Below are 18,058 nucleotides of genomic sequence, written 5' to 3'. Positions count from 1 at the left end.
AGGCGCGGGGCTTTCTGTAAATTGAACTGGCCGAAGATTACTCGGCGCTGTCCTCGGAAGCCTTCTTCTTCGGAGCAGCCTTCTTCTTCGGAGCAGCGGCTTCTTCGCCTTCAGCAGCTTCTGCCTTGGCAGCAGCCTTCTTCTTCGGAGCGGACTTCTTGGTTTCCTTCTCGGAACCTTCGCCTTCTTCGTCGGCGAGAAGCTCTTCCTTGGTCACCTTCTTATCCGTAACGTCGATCTCGGTCAGCAGATGGTCGATGACCTTTTCTTCGAAGATCGGAGCACGGATCGAGGCGGCTGCACCCGGCTGGCTGCGGAAGAAGTCGAGGATCTGCTTTTCCTGGCCCGGATACTGACGCAGCTGCTCGTAGATAGCGCGCTGCATTTCGTCTTCGCTCACCTCAACACCGGCCTTTTCGCCGATTTCCGAGAGAACGAGGCCAAGGCGAACGCGACGCTCAGCAAGCTTCTTGTACTCTTCGCGAGCCTGCTCTTCCGTCGTGTCTTCGTCTTCGAAGGTCTTGCCGGATTGGGCGAGGTCGTTGGCGACCTGATTCCAGATGCCGTTGTACTCGGCGTCGACGAGCGAAGCCGGGGTCTCGAACTTGTACATTTCGTCGAGCTGATCGAGGATCTGGCGCTTGACCTTCTGACGGGTCATCGAGCCGTACTGCGACTCGATCTGGCCGCGGACGATTTCCTTCAGGCGGTCAGCCGATTCGAGGCCGAGCTTCTTTGCCAGCTCGTCGTTGATCTCAACATCGGCCGGAGCAGCAACATCCTTGACGGTGACTTCGAAGGTGGCTTCCTGGCCAGCCAGGTTCTTGGCCGGGTAGTCGGCGGGGAACGTGACGGTGATGGTCTTTTCATCACCAGCCTTGGCGCCGACCAATTGGTCTTCAAAGCCAGGGATGAAGCGGCCGGAGCCGAGAACGAGTTCTGCGCCCTGGTCGGTGCCGCCATCGAAGGCAACGCCGTCGACCTTGCCGACGTAGTCCATCGTTATGCGGTCGCCGTTGGCAGCCTTGCCCTTCTTGGTTTCGTAGGAACGGGCGCTTTCAGCGACCTTCAGAACCTGTTCGTTGACTTCCTCTTCGGAAATGTCGACGACTTCGCGCGTGATCTTGATGCCCTTGTTGGACTTCAGCTCAATCGGCGGCAGAACTTCGTAGGAAAGCGTGAACTCGAAGTCCTTCTGAGCGGCAAGGATCTGGTCTGCCTCGTCCTTGTCTTCCGTCATCGCGATTTCCGGCTGCGTCGCGGACTTTTCGCCGCGCTCTGCGAGGATGGCGGTCGGCTGCTCGCGGACAATCTCGTTGACGAGGTCGGCCATGATGGACTTGCCGTAAACCTTCTTGAGGTGAGCGGCCGGAACCTTGCCCGGACGGAAGCCGTTGATGCGGACCTTGTCCTTCACGTCGGCAAGACGCTCGTTCAACTTGACTTCCATGTCCTTGGCCGGGACTACGACCTTGATTTCGCGCTTCAGCCCTTCAGCGAGCGTTTCGATAACCTGCATGTCTTCCTACCTTCATTTCGTGGCGGCCGTGCCCAGACGCCGTTCGTTTCGATGAGCACGACGCCGGAAAATTGCCGGGCGTGGCTTGTTCTCAATTCTTATTCATTCCACCCGAGGCGGAACGGCGCTTTGCTGCCGGGTAATCGAGGGACACCTGTTGCCGGTCCCCCCGCCTGCAAGCCAGCTTTGGTGCGGGTAGAGAGACTTGAACTCCCACGCCTTGCGGCACCAGAACCTAAATCTGGCGTGTCTACCAATTTCACCATACCCGCGTTCTCAAAAACCGCATACATATGCCTGCACATGAGGCCTTCCGGAGCGCGGCGTCTCTATATCACCCGATTTGGTAGAGGCAAAGGAAAAATGAAGGGCAAATGACAGTGATTTTGCCCGCACTCGCAGGCTTCCACACCCATTTGGCCTCAACTCAATAAAGAGGCTCGTCGTAAGCGGGCTTGCCGTCGACGAGGAGGCTGCGTATCTGCGGCGTCCCGTCGGACCCGACGCGAATGGCGATGGAGACGTCACCGCCCTGGCGGGCCTTCTCGAGGGCCGTCCCCTGCCCTTCAGGAACGTAGTAGCGTTCGATGCCGTATTCGACGCGGATATGGTCGGCGGAATTGGGACCATAACTATAGAAGGGTCTACTGTGCAGAACCACGGTGCCCGGCTGCTGCGGCAGATGTTCGAACGATGATTCGACAATGCCCCAGAATCCGCCATCACCGGCCTTCAACCGCACCCAAAGGCTCCTCTTGCCCTGATCCTGCGGCGCACCACCAATGATCGACGCGACCGGGACCGAGGATATCTCGTAGTTCAGCACCACATAGTCACCCCGGAGAAAATCGCGCGGATCAACGGGGGCAGTTTTTAGAAGAACGTCGGCGCCGCTTCGCAGGATCGATGCGCGGCTCTCTATCACATAGCCAAGAACGGCGGTCTGGAGGGCAGCAACGACGATCGCAGCGACAATGTAGCGGCGCCCTGAGCCTTGCATCGAAAAAATGCTCACAAGCTTGCCTCCGGGGTTCTAACGGCAAATCGGCGCTCGAGGCGAATGACGATCCATGCAACGGCCGCAACGAAAAGCCCCGAGAACAAGAAGAGGCTCGATGTGCCAAGAATCGAGCCGACGGTCACCGATGCAAGGTAGAGCAGCTCGACGGCAAACGCCGTATAAGCCAGATAGCGCACCGCGCCATTGTTCCGGCCTTGGAGCGCAATCGCAAGGACCGCGGCCCCCAGCGTCACGAGCGCCAATGTTACGAACTGCCAGCCATGCTCGAGTTCAACATGCAGGAAGAACAGCCCAATCAGGGCGACAAGGAAGGTGTAGAAGGCCGGAGCCGAACCAGCTGTTTTGATGAGCGTGGAAAGGCGCGGCAGCGGCAGGCTAACGAGCACGAAGGCCAGCATGCCAGCGATGGCGTAGGCGAGCGCGAGCCAGAAATTCTCGTTCACCGCATAGAGCCAAGTAAGCCAGCCGACGAGCAGCAGATACGCCAGATGACGCACACGGTCTGCGCCGGTGAAGCGCACGAGACCAACGACCACCGCCGCCATGAGCGGCACAACCCAAGGATCGAGACCCACCCAACGCGTATCGTAGGTATCAAGATAGGCGGCAAAGCTGCCCCAGGACAGAAAGCCCGCCACTGCAGCAACAACGCCGGAGCGGAACAGGACCGCCGAAACCACCGCCATGGCAAACCAAACATACATCACCGTCAGTTCGTCCCCCGACAGATGGTACATCTGCCCGACCAGCGAAATCGCCCCGCCGAAAGACAAGGTTCCAATCACCAGCAGTCCGCCCGCCGCCCCCGTTGCGCCGCGCCTCAGCATAAACGCCGCGCCGAGATGCACGGCCCAGATGATTGCAAGAATGACGGCGAGCCGCACAAGGCGCGGAATGGCCTCCCAATTCGAAGCGACAACCAGCAGGATCGCGGCCCCGAGCAGGATTGCCGCGAGTATCGTAAGCACCTTGCCGAGGCTGAAGCTCGCCGGGCGGGCATCATATTCCTTCAGCAGCGCTCCCGCAGTCGCTTCCGGCAGCAGCCCCTTTTCCACCCAAACCGAAAGATCTCGCTCCAATCGACCGCGGTACATGCCCTACTCCGCCAAACGCGCGATGACGCGCTTCTGTTTTGCTTTATAGCCGTTGATTGAGCATGAGGGAAATATTCCCATACGAATTCCTCATTGGGTGATTTCGGGGTGCGTATCAACCGATCGATAACGTCAAATCGCTAATATACATGCCGTTCTCTCAAGCCATGCACCTGCCGCATGGGAAGCATGAGTATATTGCACTGCAAATTAACGCGGGACGATTTATATTACTTTTCACAAGGCAGGGGATGGCGTCCCGGCCTCCGGTCCTCCGGAAGCCTTCGAAGATGATCTTCGTGACGAAATTCGGAGCAGCGCACTCCTCCTCCCAGCGCCCTCCGATGGACTGACAACACTCCTCCTCCCAGTTGTCAGTCGCCCTAATGACGCCCACCGGATCCTCCCCCGGTGGGCGTTTGGTTTTCGATAACAGACAATATCATAAGCCAATTTTCCAGTGCCTCCAGGGCAGCGCCGATGCCTCTCCCGCGCATTGCACCCCGACAACCGGCCTGGCGGCGAGCGCATCGGATGCAGCGACGACTCGCAGCCAGTGACGGACGGCCGCAACCCTGCGGGAGTCCCTACTTGAACTCCGTAACCGCATATGCCGACCGGCAGGCGAAAAGGCAGGCGACAGCCGATCGGCTGCAAGCCATTCTGCCTAATGATTGACCAAATATCGGCTGGATCGCGTGAATGGCGGCGCGAGATCTGCATCCGGCGCATAGGTGGTCTGAAAACTTGTCTCTGGCACGACTTCGCAGTGCAGCATATATTCTGGTCATCAAATAGAGGTCAGCGCCGATCGGCGGCAGCTGGCAAATGGCAAGCCCTAGGAAAGGGGATTAAAATGAACTTTGCACGCTCCTTCAACAACTGGCGCAAGTACCGTCAGACCGTTACCGAACTCGGCCGCATGACCAACCGCGAATTGCACGATCTCGGTATCGACCGTTCTGACATCAATCGTGTTGCTCGCGAGGCTTCTGCCCGCTAATCCAAGCGATCCGCTGTCCTCCCAAGCAGATCGCCTTGACACAACGCCCGCTGCCCCTGGCAACGGGCGTTTTCTTTTGTCTGGCTATCAGCTTCCGCAATAGTTGCGGCCGATTCCACCTCCCTCATGGTGGCGCTCAAAAAGTAATCACTGCATTTGGAATGGGCATCGCATGCACAATTGCATAGCAGATGCCTTTTCTTTGCACTGCACAATATGACTGGGAACGCCTATATGGATGTCAACGAGGAGACGGCGATGGCGCCGCTCTCGACGATCATTCTGAGGAAGACGAACATGAACCCGATCCGCATTGCAAAAAGCTGGATTAGCTACCGCCGTACGCTCAGCGAACTTGGCAGCCTTTCCAATCAGACGCTCGCCGACATTGGCGTTAGCCGCTACGACATTCGCACGATCGCTTCCCGCTCGTTCCGCTAATAGCGGCGAGCGTGAAGCTTCCAAGACGGCGCCCTTGGCGCCGTTTTTGATTCTGGGCCCTTCACTGCGATGGGCGCCGCTAACGTGATACGATCGCGAACCAAATCCCCAGAAACCGAATAACTACGGCGGTGCGAGCGCGCGAATGGCGACAGAGTCCAATCTGCACTGCCCTGTTGACACCGCGATCGCGGCCATTCTTTAGGGTGGACTAATATTAATCATTGTGAAACTATCCGGCCGCTGCCTAACGGAGACATGCGCAATGTGCCGATATAATCTTCGCATGGAGGACGGTTTGTGGACCGTTGTCGATGCCACGACACAACAGCCGGCCGAATTGAACGGCGTTCGGATGGCCCGGATGACGTGGCGCGAAGCATGCGACATGGTCGATATCCTGAACAACCTCGATCGAATAAGCTTCCTGTCAAAACGCTACGAAGCGTCGGCCAGAACAATGGCTTGAGCTTCGCGGATGCCCCCAATGCGGCATCTTGCTGATCCCGGCATTCAGAGTCCGATGGACTTTATCTTCTGAACCGCGAAATCAACGAACGCGCGCGTCTTGGCCGAGACATGCCTACCCTCCACATGAACGACGTGGATTGGCAGTGGCTCCTCCTCGTAATCCTCGAGCACTGTTCTCAGCCGACCGGCAGCGAGATGCTCCGCCACCTGATAGGATAGCGTCCGTGACAAGCCCCATCCAGTCACCGCCGCTGCGATCGATGCATCGACAGTGTTGCAGTACATGCGCGGATGAAGCTTGACGGGCGTATGGTTGGGCGCGAAGTGCCAGTCCAACGGCGCCGATGACCCCGTATTCACAATAGTTACGTGCCGGGTGAGGTCGGCTGGCGTTGCCGGTTCGCCGTGACGCTCGAAGTAGGCCGGCGCTCCGCAGACGACGCGGCGCACGCTCCCGACCTTTATCGCCTGCTGATCCGAATCCTGCAGGTGGCCGATGCGGATGGCCACGTCGATGCCCTCCTCCACAAGATTGACCATCCGATCGAAGAGGAGGACGCGCCCCGTGACGGCTGGCTGCATGCTGAGAAACTCCGTCATAACAGGGACGATATAGATCTGACCGAACAGAACCGGTGCTGTGATGGTCAGGATTCCCGACGCCGTTGAATGAGATCCACCAGCCGATGCTTCCGCCTCGTCGATATCGCTGAGTATCCTCCTGCAGTCTTCAGCATACCGGCTGCCCGACGGCGTCAGCTTTACGGAGCGCGTGGAGCGGAGGAAGAGCCGCGCCCCTGTGGCTTCCTCCAGAAAAGCGATCGCGCGTGTGACTGCCGGTGGACTCATGTGAAGCTGACGTGCAGCCTGTGCAAAGCTCGCTGTCTCGGCGACCTTGACCAAAATCCTCATGCATTGAAGCCGATCCATTTGCTCGCCCGCAATATTCCGCAAAATGAAATAGTCTCTTTCATATAATCACAATTCAGCACGCCATTGGAAACAATTATTGTCTGGTTACCTCAACACGGAGACCAGACCGATGAAGCTTTACTCACATCCTCTCTCGGGTCATTCCCATCGCGCCCACCTCTTTCTGTCGCTGATCGGCATCGACGCCGATGTCTTGCAGGTCGACCTTGCTGCCAGAGAGCACAAAAGCGCCAGCTTCCTTGCGCTCAATCCCTTCGGACAGTTGCCGGTGCTCGAAGATGGCGATGTCATCATCAGCGACTCCAATGCCATCCTCGTCTACCTCGCCAAGAAGTACGCACCCGAAGGATGGCTCCCCGAAGAGCCGGCAGCTGCAGCGGCGGTCCAGCGCTGGCTGTCAGTCGCTGCCGGCGAGATCGCCTATGGCCCGTGCGCGGCGAGGCTTGTGACGTTGTTCGGAGCGAAGTTCGACACCGAAGAGGTCATCGCGAGAGCGCATCGAATCCTTCAAGTGATCGATGACCGCCTGGTCGACCGCGGGTGGATCGCCGCAAGCAGGCCGACCATCGCCGATGTCGCCCTTTACAGCTACATCGCCCGCGCGCCGGAAGGAAACGTCGATCGGTCCGCCTACCGCAACGTAACGGCATGGCTTGAGCGGATCGAAGCCCTCCCCGGCTTTCAACCATTCCAGAAATCGCCAGTCGGTATTGTCGAGGCGGCTTGAGGCGGTTCATCGCGCCGCGGCCGACCACGAGCCGTCAAGGAGGCAGTTATGTCTACCGATGCACAGAGCACCATGTCCTCTCCTTGGCATGCCGGAGAGATTGCACTGCAGGAAAAAGTCGGCGTTGCCGAGCGAATGAACGAGGTGGGCCGGCGCGTTCTGCGAGATCACTTGATCGATCAGCACCGCCAGTTCTATCCGCAGCTGCCTTTTGTCGTCCTGGGCACGGTAGATGCGCACGGCAATGCATGGGCAACGCTGCGTGCCAATCAGCCGGGCTTCCTTCGGAGCCCTGATATTCACACGCTGAGCGTCCGCCTTCCGCGGGAGCACCTTGATCCGGCCGACGCTGGAATGGACGACGGCGAGGCCATCGCCATGCTCGGCATCGAACTCCATACGCGCCGTCGCAACCGGCTGAACGGCACTGTCCATAGAACTGGGCAGGACGGCTTCGATGTGCGCGTGGGGCAATCCTATGGCAACTGCCCGCAATATATCCAGCTGCGCGATTTCGAGTTCGCACGCGATCCGATGCAACCTTCCGGATACGACCCCGTCAGTTCCGGCAGCCTTGACGGTCGTCCCGCCGAAATGATTGCCAAAGCGGATACGTTTTTCGTTGCCTCGTATGTCGACCGCGACAGTGAAGGGCGCCAAATCGATGTTTCGCATCGCGGCGGCAGGCCGGGTTTCGTGCGGATCGGCGAGGACGGCGTTCTGACGATCCCGGACTTTGCCGGCAATCTCTTTTTCAACACGCTCGGTAACATCCTCGCCAACCCACGGGCCGGGCTGGTCTTCGCGGATTTCGAGAGTGGCGATCTGCTGCAATTATCGGGCGACGCGCAGGTTATTCTGGAATCACCTGAGATAGCAGCGTTCCAGGGCGCGGAGCGGCTGTGGCGCTTTCGCCCGACGCAAATCGTCTACAGGCAAGAAGCGTTGCCGCTTCGCTGGCGGTCGCCTGCGGATGGGGCATCTCCCAACTCCTTGATGACCGGCAGCTGGGACGAAGCCGCCGCGCGGCTTCGTGCGGTAGCACTCACCAAAAGCTGGCGGCCCTGTCGCGTCACCCGCATCGTCCAGGAGAATGCCAGCGTGCGCTCTTTCTATCTCGAACCAACAGACGAAGGCGGGATCATTCCGCATGTCTCCGGCCAACACCTGCCGATCCGCATCAAGATCGCGGGAACGGATGTGCCGGCGGTTCGCACCTATACGATCTCCTCGGCGCCCTCCGATGGCACGTATCGCATCAGCGTCAAGCGCGAGGGGCTTGTCTCCACGCATCTTCATGATGCCATCCGACAAGGAGACATCATCGAGGTCCGCGCGCCGGCCGGTGCGTTCACGATCGATGCCGCGGAGACACGTCCTGCCGTTTTGCTGGCGGCCGGCATCGGTATCACCCCGCTGCTCGCCATGCTGCGGCATGTCGTCTACGAGGGACTGCGCACCAGACGGATCCGACCAACCTGGCTGATCTATTCCGCGCGTAATAAGTCCGAACGCGCATTCGATACCGAACTGCAGGCACTCGCCGAAGCGTCCGGCGGTGTCGTCAAGCTGGTCCGGTTGCTCAGCGATACGTCCGATACGGTTGCTGGCGAAGACTACGAACAGCAAGGACGTGTCGACATGAGCCTGCTGAGCAGGGTGTTGCCGTTCAACGACTATGACTTCTATCTGTGCGGTCCAACCGGCTTCATGCAGTCTGTCTATGACGGCTTGCGCGCATTGAATATTGCCGATGGCCGTATCCATGCCGAAGCGTTTGGACCCGCGTCTTTCCAGCGATCGCGAGACGAGGCCAAGCGATCGCCAGCGCGCGCCGCTGAGGACCCGCAGCCCGTCTATTTCATGCGCTCAGGTAAGAAAGCGCGCTGGGAGCCGGGATCGGGCACGCTGTTGGAGCTTGCCGAAGCGCGTGGCTTGGCGCCCGAATTCAGCTGTCGTCTCGGCAATTGCGGAAGTTGCAGGACGAAAATTCTTTCCGGCGCTGTCGCCTATACGCAGGAGCCGAGCGCCGACACCGCCGATGACGAAGCGTTGATCTGCTGCACCGTGCCAGCAGCGAGCGACACCGGCGCTCGGCTGGAGTTGGATATCTGAAGACATCGGCGCCGGCATCGACCAGTCGCCAATTTCTTCGGTTTCCTGCGGCGCCCTAGCGTGGTAATCAGCCGCGCATGAACAAGACCTCTTCCTACTCTCCCATTTACGTGGTCGGCGGCGGGCTCGCCGGCTCAGAGGCGGCCTGGCAGATCGCAAATGCCGGGGTGCCTGTCATCCTGCACGAGATGCGCGGCGTGCGCGGCACCGACGCCCACAAGACCGACGGCCTGGCCGAGCTCGTCTGCTCCAACTCCTTCCGGTCAGACGACGCGACCAGCAACGCGGTCGGTGTTATCCATGCCGAGATGCGCATGGCGGGATCTCTGATCATGGCGTGCGCCGACAAGCACCAGGTCCCGGCAGGTGGCGCACTGGCTGTCGACCGCGACGGATTTTCCGGCGCCGTGACCAAGGCGATTCACGAGCATCCGCTGATCACGGTCGTTCGTGAAGAAGTGACCGGCCTGCCGCCGAAAGAATGGGACCTCGCCATCGTTGCCACCGGCCCGTTGACTGCCCCTTCCCTTGCAAGCGCGATTCAGGCCGAGACGGGTGCGGACGCGCTGGCCTTTTTCGATGCGATCGCGCCGATCGTTCATCGTGACAGCATCGACATGGATACCTGCTGGTACCAATCGCGCTACGATAAGGTCGGTCCCGGCGGCACCGGCAAAGATTACATCAACTGCCCGATGACCGAAGAGCAGTACAACGCTTTCGTGGACGCTCTGATTGCCGGCGATACGGTCGGCTTCAAGGAATGGGAAGGAACGCCCTACTTCGATGGCTGTCTTCCGATCGAGGTAATGGCGGAGCGCGGCCGCGAGACGCTGCGTCACGGCCCGATGAAACCGATGGGCCTGACCAATGCGCATAACCCGACCGTCAAGGCCTACGCTGTCGTTCAGTTGCGGCAGGACAATGCGCTCGGCACGCTCTACAACATGGTCGGCTTCCAGACGAAGCTGAAATACGGCGCTCAGGCGGAGATCTTCCGCATGATCCCGGGACTTCAGAACGCCGAATTCGCCCGCCTCGGCGGCCTTCACCGCAATACCTATATCAATTCGCCGACACTGCTCGACCCTTCCCTCACGCTCAAGTCCCGCCCCGGCCTGCGTTTTGCCGGGCAGATCACCGGATGCGAAGGCTATGTCGAAAGCGCGAGCGTCGGGCTGATGGCCGGCCGGTTTGCTGCAGCCGAGCGCAAAGGAGAAGCTGTATCGCTGCCTCCTGCAACGACGGCGCTCGGCTCGCTGCTTAGCCACATCACTGGCGGCCACATCGTCAACGACGAGGAACCTGGCAAGCGGTCCTTCCAGCCGATGAACATCAACTTCGGCCTCTTTCCCGAACTTGAGCCCGGTTCGATCGTCAAGCCCGAAGGTGTCAAGCGTTTCCGCGGCAAGGACAAGACGATCATGAAGCGACAGTTGATCGCCAGGCGCGCGCTTGCCGATTGCGCGAACTGGCTGGGGCTCGACGCTCATCTCGCGGAGAGTGCATGATCAGACAGCGCTCGCGGTCCCCTCTCGGCGGATCCGAGCTCACCGGCACGATCGCCAATGTTGTAGTGAAATGTCGTTGAAGGGCGCACGCCTATGGCAGCATTGTTTCAAGGCACGTCCATGCCGGACCGGGATTGGTGGTCTGCGCTGTGGCCTGATCCCGAAGGGCTCCTTCAACAGGTCGGCATCCGGCAGGGCATGAGCGTTCTCGACCTTTGCTGCGGCGACGGCTATTTCACCGGCCCGCTCGCAGCATTGGTCGACGGACGTCTGGCGGCGCTCGATCTCGATCCCGCCATGATCGATCTGGCGAAGGCCGAAGTTGAACGAAGAGGCGCGTCCGTTCGCCAGTGGATTTGCGCGGACGCCACGTCCTTGGCCGAACGCCTTGACGAACCGGTCGATTTTGTCTTGATCGCCAATACTTTCCACGGTGTTTCTGACCAGATCGGGCTTGCACGTTCCGTAAGGGAAGTTCTGAGACCGAACGGGGTGTTCTGCACCATCAACTGGCATCCAGTGCCGCGAGAGGAAACGGTGGTCCTCGGCAAGCCGCGCGGACCGCGCACCGAGATGCGTATGCCACCCGAGTCCGTCCGAGCCGTCGTTGAAGCCGCTGGCTTTCACATGCTGCGGATCGTCGATCTCCCGCCCTACCACTACGCGGCTGTGTTTCAAGTCGCGTGACAAAAGGGCGGGGCGTTCCGGTCTTGAACCGGTGGGCAAGGAACCGACCCATACGAGCAGAAAACGCAGCAATCACCGTCCTTCGGCTTGAGCGTCGCGCCGCAGCCTCGGCATTCGTAGAACCAAACGCAGGCGTCAACCGGCATCGTCTCTACCGATCGGTGGCTGCAGATGGGACACGTCAGAATTGATCGCCGCTCGACCATTGCATGGCCTCATGTTGGCTGCTCGCTAATGCGCGATCGGTCCTTCCGCTTTCTTCCAGGCGTCGATGCCGCCTTGAATGTGAAAAGCCAGGGGAAGGCCGGCGTCGTGCGCTGCCTGCACGGCCATTGCCGATCGCTCACCGAAGGCGCAGTAGAAAAGCAGCCTCTTGCGGGTTGAGCTTGCCAGCTCATGCAGCATCCCGCCTGCACCTATGCTTTCCTCGAGCGAGGGATACGGCACATGCAGTGAGCCAGGAATCGTACCGTTTCGCTGCCGCTCGGCGTTCTCGCGTAGATCGATCAAAGCGACATCCCCGAGGCCGACGACACTCAGCGCCTGTTGCGCCGTCAGCGCCCAGCCGTGGCGCATGACGTTATCCTGGTTCATCCCGACCTTCATATTGGCGGGCACGGCGACATCCATCATCTTCGGATTCGAGAGTTTTAGATTGTTCATCAGGTCCGCGTATTCATCGGCAGACGTCACCTGCAGGCGCGGGTTAAAGGCCCTCTCCTCGCCAATGGTGGAGACCGTATCCCCCTTGTAATCGTGCGCCGGGAAAACCAGTGTTGAGTCCGGAAGCTTCAGAAGCCGACCGAAAATCGACTCGAACTGCGCTCTCGGGTCACCGTTCTGAAAATCGGTGCGGCCGGTACCGCGGATGAGCAGGGTGTCACCGGTGAATACGCGGTCGGGCAGCACGAAACTGTAGGAATCGTCCGTGTGGCCCGGCGTATAGATCACGTCCAAGGAAAGCCCCTCGATGGTCAGCTTGTCGTTATCAGAGAGCCGCATCGAAACGACATCGGCTTTTGTCTGCTCCCCCATCACTGTGATGCAGTGGGTTTTGTCGCGTAGAGCGCCAAGGCCCGTAATGTGATCGGCGTGGAGATGCGTGTCCACGGCCTTGACCAGCTTCAGGTCGAGTTCATGGATGAGTTGGAGGTAGCGATCGACCCTTTCCAGCACCGGATCGATGATCAGCGCCTCGCCGCCCTTCCGGCTTGCCAGCAAATAGGAATAAGTACTCGACACCGGATCGAACAGCTGCCGGAAGATCATCCCTACCTCCATCGTGGCGGCACAGTTTGCAATGGACTATCCGTGCGGCTGCGGCACGATCCTGATATAGGGCTTCGGTGCTCGCCAACCTTGCGGATATTGCTTCTTTGCGTCGTCGTCGGAGACCGAACCGGCGATGATCACGTCCTCACCGTTCTTCCAGTTCACGGGCGTAGCAACCTTGTGCTTGGCGGTCAGCTGGAGCGAATCGATAACTCGCAGCACCTCATCGAAGTTGCGACCGGTGGTCATGGGATAAACCATAACCAGTTTGATCTTCTTGTCGGGGCCGATGACGAAAACGTTCCGGACGGTCTGGTTGTCGGCCGGCGTGCGCTCCGTCGGATCGCCGGATACCAAAGCGGGCAGCATGTTATAGCGCTTCGACACGGTGTAATCGACGTCGGCGATCATCGGGTAGTTGGGGCGGTAGCCCTGTGTTTCCTCGATGTCCTTCATCCAGCTGGCATGGCGTTCAAGCGGATCGACCGAGAGGCCGATGATCTTCACACCGCGCCTGTCGAACTCAGGTTTGATCCGCGCCATGTAGCCGAGTTCAGTTGTGCACACGGGGGTAAAGTCCTTCGGATGCGAAAACAGCACCGCCCAGGAGTTACCGATCCACTCGTGAAAACTGATCTTGCCTTCGGTCGTTTGGGCTTCGAAATCCGGAGCGGTATCATTGATTGCAAGCATCACGCACCTCCATCGCGTTTGTGAACACAAACTCAAACATTGCCGGATGAGCGCAAATCTTGCGCCTATTTCGGGCGGCAGGCAACGGCAAAACGGCCGCAGCCATGCCTAACGCGAGAGGCTACGCCGATAAGGATGATCGTGAATGCGGAACGACTGCGGCGAAACGATATGCCGGTTCGCCAGGGGCTTCGCTACTTGCCGTTTGTGGCTATGGAATTGTGCGACGCCAATGCCTTGTCCGGCTCGGCCACGTAGTTGCCGAGCAGCCAGAGAGAGACCTCGGATGCCTCCTTGGAGGAGGCAAATTCGAACGTGCCGCTCTGATGCGGAGCGTCAAGGAACTCGATGCTGAGGCCGCTGCCCGTTTCCGAACTCAAGACACGCACCCTGCCCGGCTCGATGATGTGGCATGAATAATGTCTCTGCATGTTGCGCATGAAGCCCGCCTTGTTGTCATGCAGGCGTACGAACACTGCCTGTCCGTTGGCGGTGGCCTGCAACTGGCGGATTGCTTCAGTGGGAAAAGCCCGGTTGAACTCGATGATCGCGAGTCCGGTATCGTGAAGGCCATCTTCCTTGTTCTGCGCCGCCATGCGCGTCGAAATGAAGGCGATGAAAATGACGATCGCGAATATAACGCACCAGACGATAATGCTCACATCGCTCTCCGATCAAAGCTGCAACGACGCTTCTATAAGGCACGAGCCTTGCGCGAGTTTGAACAAAAGTCAGATTTTCTTGCGCATCAACGCGAGCAGCATGTCCGCCTGGCGCCGCAGCTGCGAGCGCTGCAACCGACGCTCGAACAATCCTGCGCCTGTCTTCTGAGCGTTGACAAGTACAGGCTCTGCCAGCGCGACAGGCAGGAATGCCGGAAATACGGTCGATGATATCGCAACACTTCTCGCCCTGGCGAGATGGTCGCGGCCGAGCCCGGCGAAAGCTTCGATCGCTGCAGAGATGCGCGACTTGTCCTCCCCGGCAAGAAACGCATCGCGATCAAGTCCCGTCGCGGATAGGATTTCAAGGGGAATATAGAGCTGTCCGCGGTGACGATGCAGCGGCATCAAAAGCAGGAGGCCGGCGATGGCCTGCGCAACACCTGCGTGCCCAGCAGCCTCAGCGGATCTGGCAGCCTCCTCCGGCGCAAGTACCAGGCTAGCCAATTGAATGAGGGTAGACGCCGTCTCGCCGGCATATCCTTCGAGCGAGACGCGCGTCTCCATCGGATCGTCGTAGAGATCGAAGATGCGAGCATCGATCATGTTTACGAGGGTCTTCGGCGGCAGGCGGTGGGCTTCGATTGTCGATAACAAGACAGCGGCGATTGGATTTGCCTGGGTGGAGCCATGCGCGCTCCCCTCCAGCAGGTCGCGCCAGTATTGCATGCGAACCTCCCCCGGAAGGGGTTCGTGCACCAGATCGCGAATGCGTGCAAGCTCGGCATTGAATGCGTAGAGGGCCGCCAATGCGTCCCGCTTGCTTTCCGGCGACAGCAGGCAGGCCAGGTACCGGTCGCGGTCGTTGTCGCGCAGCGTCGCCAGGCAGATGTCCTGGTTCGTCAAAGGCTGATCGGCCATCGTCAGACCGCTATCAGCGCCGCGGCGACGGCGCGGGATTCCATCAGCATGATGTTGAAGGTGCGAACCGCAGCACCCGTATTCATCGGATCGGATGAAATGCCGGCGGCCTTTAACACAGCCTTCAGATCAGCCGGGATCGGACCCATATCGTTCCCTGTGCCGATCAGCAGGACCTCGATCTCGGCTGCCTCGTCGAGCACCTTCTGAAAATTCTCGATCGACAGCGGCTTCGACATGTCCATATCCCAGCCATAGATACCGGACGGCAGGCAAAGGATCGATCCGCGATGGGACATGTCGGCGAAACGGAAACCGCCGTTGCCGTAGGTATCGATGGGCGCGCGTCCAGGAAAATGCGCCTCGCGGATTTCTATGCCTCTTGCCATATTCTCACACTGCCGGATTGCCGGAGTTCGTACCCGGCTCGGCCACTTTCTTATTTTGATCACTATTGACCGCGTCCGGCCGGAGCTTGAAAGCAATCAGCACGGGCGCAGCTATGTAGATGGAGGAAAAGGTGCCAACTGCAACGCCGAACAGCATCACAAAGGCGAACAGGCGGATCACTTCACCACCGAACAGGCAGAGCGCCAGCAAGGCCAGCAATGTCGTCGCAGCCGTCAAAACAGTGCGCGACAGCGTCTGATTGATCGAGGCATCGATCAGGATCGGCAGAGGCATCTTGTGGTAGCGCTTCAGATTTTCGCGCATCCGATCATAGACCACGACTGTATCGTTGAGCGAATAGCCGACAATCGTCAGGATGGCCGCAACGCTCGTTAGATTGAATTCCATGCCTGTCAGCACGAAGAGGCCCAGCGTCAAGATGATATCGTGGAGGGTCGCGATGATCGCACCGATCGCAAACTGCCATTCGAAACGCAGCCAGATGTAAAGGAGGATGACAGCGAGCGAACCGAGTATGCCCAATGTCGCGGCCCTCGTCAGTTCACCCGACACGGCTGGGCCGACAACCTCCACGCTCCGGATTTCGTAGTCATCACCCAGTTCATCGCGCAGTAAGGTCATGGCCGACTGTTCGGCATTCTCGCCGCCACCTTGCGCCTGAATGCGAACCAACGCCGTTGAGGCATCGGCAAGGCGACGGGCCTCGATATCCCCGATGTTCAGATCGCCAAGACGCGCGCGGATATCATCCGGATCGGAAATACCCTGCTTCGCCTTGACCTCGACAAGCGAGCCGCCGGCAAAGTCAACGCCAAGGTTTGCGCCAACCGTCGCGAAGCCGACCATCGCCAGTATCGAAAGCGCCGCCGACGCCGTGAACGTGTACCGCCGTATGCCCATGAAGCGGATGTTCGCGTGATCGAAGATGCCTGTCTGAACATCCCTGGGCAGATGCCGCGGATGCTTGCGATGGAGCCAGGTGACGACAATCCAACGCGTCAGCGTGAAGGTGGTGAAGACAGTCGCCAGAATTCCCGCCGCCAGAGTCACGGCAAAACCGCGAACGGTGTCACTGCCGAGATAGTAGAGAATGACCGCAGCAATGACGATGGTGACATTGGCATCAAGGATCGTCAGGAACGCACGAGAAAACCCGTTATCGATCGCATCCGCGAAGGAATGGCCGGCTTTCGCCTCCTGCCGGATTCGCTCGTAGACGAGCACATTGGCATCGACGGCCATGCCCATGATCAAGACAATGCCAGCGAGGCCGGGCAATGTCAGCGTTGCGCCGATCACACTCAGCACAGCGAGAATCAGGAGGAGGTTCAGGACAAGCGAAATGCCGGCGATGATGCCCAGCTTTCGATAGAAGGCAAACATCAACCCGGTGACAAGGATCGCAGCGACGAAGCCGGCGACCAAACCGGCGCGCTTCGATTCAGCGCCGAGAGTGGGGCTGACGGTGCGCTCCTCCACCGTCGTCAACGTCGCCGGCAGAGCGCCGCTTCGCAACATCAGCGCAACATCGCGGGCTCCGTCCTCGCTGAAGCTGACCGGTACGCTTCCGGTGCCGTCCAAGATCGGCGCGTTGATGAGCGGCGCCGCCATGACCTGATCGTCGAAGAGTATGGCAAGGTGTCGGCCGATATTCTGGCGCGTCTTCTGGGCCAGGCGCTCGGTCCCTTCACCATCCAGCCTATAGCTGATGGCGACCGCGTCCGTTTGCGGATCGACGACCGCCTGAGCATCGACGAGATTCTTGCCCGTTATAAAATCCGTGCGATCGACGAGGTGAGGAACGGGCGGATCGTCAAGCGAATAGAGCACTTCGGAGGTCGCAGGCCAGCGACCGGCAAGGGCCTCTTGCCCGGACATGCTTTCATCGATCATCCGAACCGCAAGCTGAGCCGGTTCGTTCAGAATATTCTTCAGCCGCTCAACGTCGATCGAGCCGAGCGTTTTGACGTCGATGCGGTCGCGGCCATCTGCGCGAACAGAAAAATCCTTGATCTCCAGGCCGGCAATGCGACGCTCGACGACCTCCAGCGACTGCACCTGGACAGCTGTGATGCCTTCGTCGATGCTGTCGTTTGAAATTCGTAGCGTAAGCTGCCCGCCGTTACCTCTGTCCAGGGATACATTCTGGACCGAGCCGCCGAACCAGCCGTTCTTCCTGCTCGCAGTCAGCGCGCTTAAGGCATTGACCGCAGCGTCCACTTGGCTGGCATCGGTAATCCTGACGGTGACGTCCTGGTCGTTACCGGTCAGGCCGGTATAGCGAATGTTAGATTCGCGCAACTTGCCACGGACGTCCGCAACCGTACGCTCGAGCCGTTCCCTGACGATATCGGAGCGCTCGATCTGAAAAAGCAGATGGGAACCGCCCTGCACATCAGGGCCAAGGACAACACGGCTATGAGCCAACCATGCGGGCAGCTTAGAACGCTGCCCGTCCGACAATAAATTTGGGGCCGCGATTATCACGGCCACCAGTACCAAAACCCAGATCAGAACGGCCTTCAAGCGGGAAAAACGATGCATTTTCTCTCGACAATTTCCGATCCGGACCAATCC

The 18,058-nt window shown here is 59.4% G+C and carries 18 protein-coding genes and 1 tRNA gene; 7 read left to right on the top strand and 12 right to left on the bottom strand.

Annotated elements, in window-relative coordinates:
• Positions 1-37: 37 nt before the first annotated feature.
• From tig to K9B32_RS10705, 4 genes are all read right to left on the bottom strand, one after another.
• The gene (gene tig, locus K9B32_RS10720; protein WP_224561856.1) at positions 38-1,519 is read right to left on the bottom strand and encodes a trigger factor; all 1,482 of its coding nucleotides are present in this window, start codon (positions 1,517-1,519) and stop codon (positions 38-40) included.
• A 187-nt stretch (positions 1,520-1,706) separates the two neighbouring features.
• Positions 1,707-1,791, bottom strand: a tRNA-Leu gene (locus K9B32_RS10715).
• Between the two features lie 155 nt (positions 1,792-1,946).
• Positions 1,947-2,519, bottom strand: coding sequence for a GDYXXLXY domain-containing protein (locus K9B32_RS10710; protein ID WP_224561867.1), 573 nt, complete (start codon positions 2,517-2,519; stop codon positions 1,947-1,949).
• Between the two features lie 11 nt (positions 2,520-2,530).
• Positions 2,531-3,634: a DUF2157 domain-containing protein gene (locus tag K9B32_RS10705; RefSeq protein ID WP_224561855.1), complete on the bottom strand. Its 1,104-nt coding sequence runs from the start codon at positions 3,632-3,634 to the stop codon at positions 2,531-2,533.
• Positions 3,635-4,490: 856 nt separating this feature from the next.
• On the opposite strand from K9B32_RS10705, the gene K9B32_RS10700 reads away from it, so the two are divergent.
• The 3 genes from K9B32_RS10700 (at position 4,491) to K9B32_RS10690 (ending at position 5,547) form a co-directional block, all read left to right on the top strand.
• Positions 4,491-4,637 carry a DUF1127 domain-containing protein gene (locus tag K9B32_RS10700; RefSeq protein ID WP_007788937.1) on the top strand — a complete coding sequence of 49 codons (147 nt, stop codon included), beginning with the start codon at positions 4,491-4,493 and terminating at the stop codon, positions 4,635-4,637.
• Between the two features lie 297 nt (positions 4,638-4,934).
• Complete coding sequence (locus K9B32_RS10695; protein ID WP_016553778.1) at positions 4,935-5,078, top strand: DUF1127 domain-containing protein; 144 nt, start codon at positions 4,935-4,937, stop codon at positions 5,076-5,078.
• Positions 5,079-5,343: 265 nt separating this feature from the next.
• Complete coding sequence (locus tag K9B32_RS10690) at positions 5,344-5,547, top strand: hypothetical protein (protein ID WP_007788934.1); 204 nt, start codon at positions 5,344-5,346, stop codon at positions 5,545-5,547.
• A gap of 44 nt (positions 5,548-5,591) precedes the next feature.
• On the opposite strand, the gene K9B32_RS10685 is transcribed toward K9B32_RS10690, so the two are convergent.
• A complete protein-coding gene (locus tag K9B32_RS10685) occupies positions 5,592-6,461 on the bottom strand; it encodes a LysR family transcriptional regulator (RefSeq protein ID WP_224561854.1) in 870 nt (289 codons plus the stop codon).
• Positions 6,462-6,591: 130 nt separating this feature from the next.
• On the opposite strand from K9B32_RS10685, the gene K9B32_RS10680 reads away from it, so the two are divergent.
• From K9B32_RS10680 to K9B32_RS10665, 4 genes are all read left to right on the top strand, one after another.
• The gene (locus K9B32_RS10680) at positions 6,592-7,209 is read left to right on the top strand and encodes a glutathione S-transferase family protein (protein WP_224561853.1); all 618 of its coding nucleotides are present in this window, start codon (positions 6,592-6,594) and stop codon (positions 7,207-7,209) included.
• A gap of 48 nt (positions 7,210-7,257) precedes the next feature.
• A complete protein-coding gene (locus tag K9B32_RS10675; RefSeq protein WP_224561852.1) occupies positions 7,258-9,324 on the top strand; it encodes a pyridoxamine 5'-phosphate oxidase family protein in 2,067 nt (688 codons plus the stop codon).
• Between the two features lie 77 nt (positions 9,325-9,401).
• A complete protein-coding gene (gene trmFO / locus K9B32_RS10670) occupies positions 9,402-10,835 on the top strand; it encodes a methylenetetrahydrofolate--tRNA-(uracil(54)-C(5))-methyltransferase (FADH(2)-oxidizing) TrmFO (protein WP_224561851.1) in 1,434 nt (477 codons plus the stop codon).
• 93 nt (positions 10,836-10,928) lie between these two features.
• Positions 10,929-11,522 carry a class I SAM-dependent methyltransferase gene (locus K9B32_RS10665; protein ID WP_224561850.1) on the top strand — a complete coding sequence of 198 codons (594 nt, stop codon included), beginning with the start codon at positions 10,929-10,931 and terminating at the stop codon, positions 11,520-11,522.
• Here the strand turns inward: K9B32_RS10665 and K9B32_RS10660 are convergent.
• From K9B32_RS10660 to secDF, 7 genes are all read right to left on the bottom strand, one after another.
• On the bottom strand, positions 11,510-11,728 hold the full coding sequence (locus K9B32_RS10660; protein WP_224561849.1) for a GDCCVxC domain-containing (seleno)protein: 219 nt from the start codon (positions 11,726-11,728) through the stop codon (positions 11,510-11,512). The two genes, K9B32_RS10665 and K9B32_RS10660, sit on opposite strands and share 13 nt — an antisense overlap.
• Before the next feature lie 25 nt (positions 11,729-11,753).
• Entirely contained in the window at positions 11,754-12,791 is a 1,038-nt protein-coding gene (locus K9B32_RS10655; protein ID WP_224561848.1) for an MBL fold metallo-hydrolase, read from the bottom strand.
• 36 nt (positions 12,792-12,827) lie between these two features.
• A complete protein-coding gene (locus tag K9B32_RS10650) occupies positions 12,828-13,487 on the bottom strand; it encodes a peroxiredoxin (RefSeq protein WP_224561847.1) in 660 nt (219 codons plus the stop codon).
• Between the two features lie 194 nt (positions 13,488-13,681).
• Positions 13,682-14,149 carry a hypothetical protein gene (locus K9B32_RS10645; RefSeq protein WP_224561846.1) on the bottom strand — a complete coding sequence of 156 codons (468 nt, stop codon included), beginning with the start codon at positions 14,147-14,149 and terminating at the stop codon, positions 13,682-13,684.
• Positions 14,150-14,218: 69 nt separating this feature from the next.
• A complete protein-coding gene (locus tag K9B32_RS10640; RefSeq protein WP_224561845.1) occupies positions 14,219-15,070 on the bottom strand; it encodes a phytoene/squalene synthase family protein in 852 nt (283 codons plus the stop codon).
• 2 nt (positions 15,071-15,072) lie between these two features.
• Complete coding sequence (locus K9B32_RS10635; RefSeq protein WP_224561844.1) at positions 15,073-15,459, bottom strand: Mth938-like domain-containing protein; 387 nt, start codon at positions 15,457-15,459, stop codon at positions 15,073-15,075.
• A gap of 4 nt (positions 15,460-15,463) precedes the next feature.
• Positions 15,464-18,025, bottom strand: coding sequence for a protein translocase subunit SecDF (secDF, locus tag K9B32_RS10630; RefSeq protein WP_224561843.1), 2,562 nt, complete (start codon positions 18,023-18,025; stop codon positions 15,464-15,466).
• Between the last annotated feature and the right edge of the window lie 33 nt (positions 18,026-18,058).

It is taken from the genome of Rhizobium sp. 3T7, assembly GCF_020166565.1.
Lineage (GTDB): Bacteria > Pseudomonadota > Alphaproteobacteria > Rhizobiales > Rhizobiaceae > Rhizobium.
This window is presented reverse-complemented; position numbering and strand designations above follow the sequence as displayed.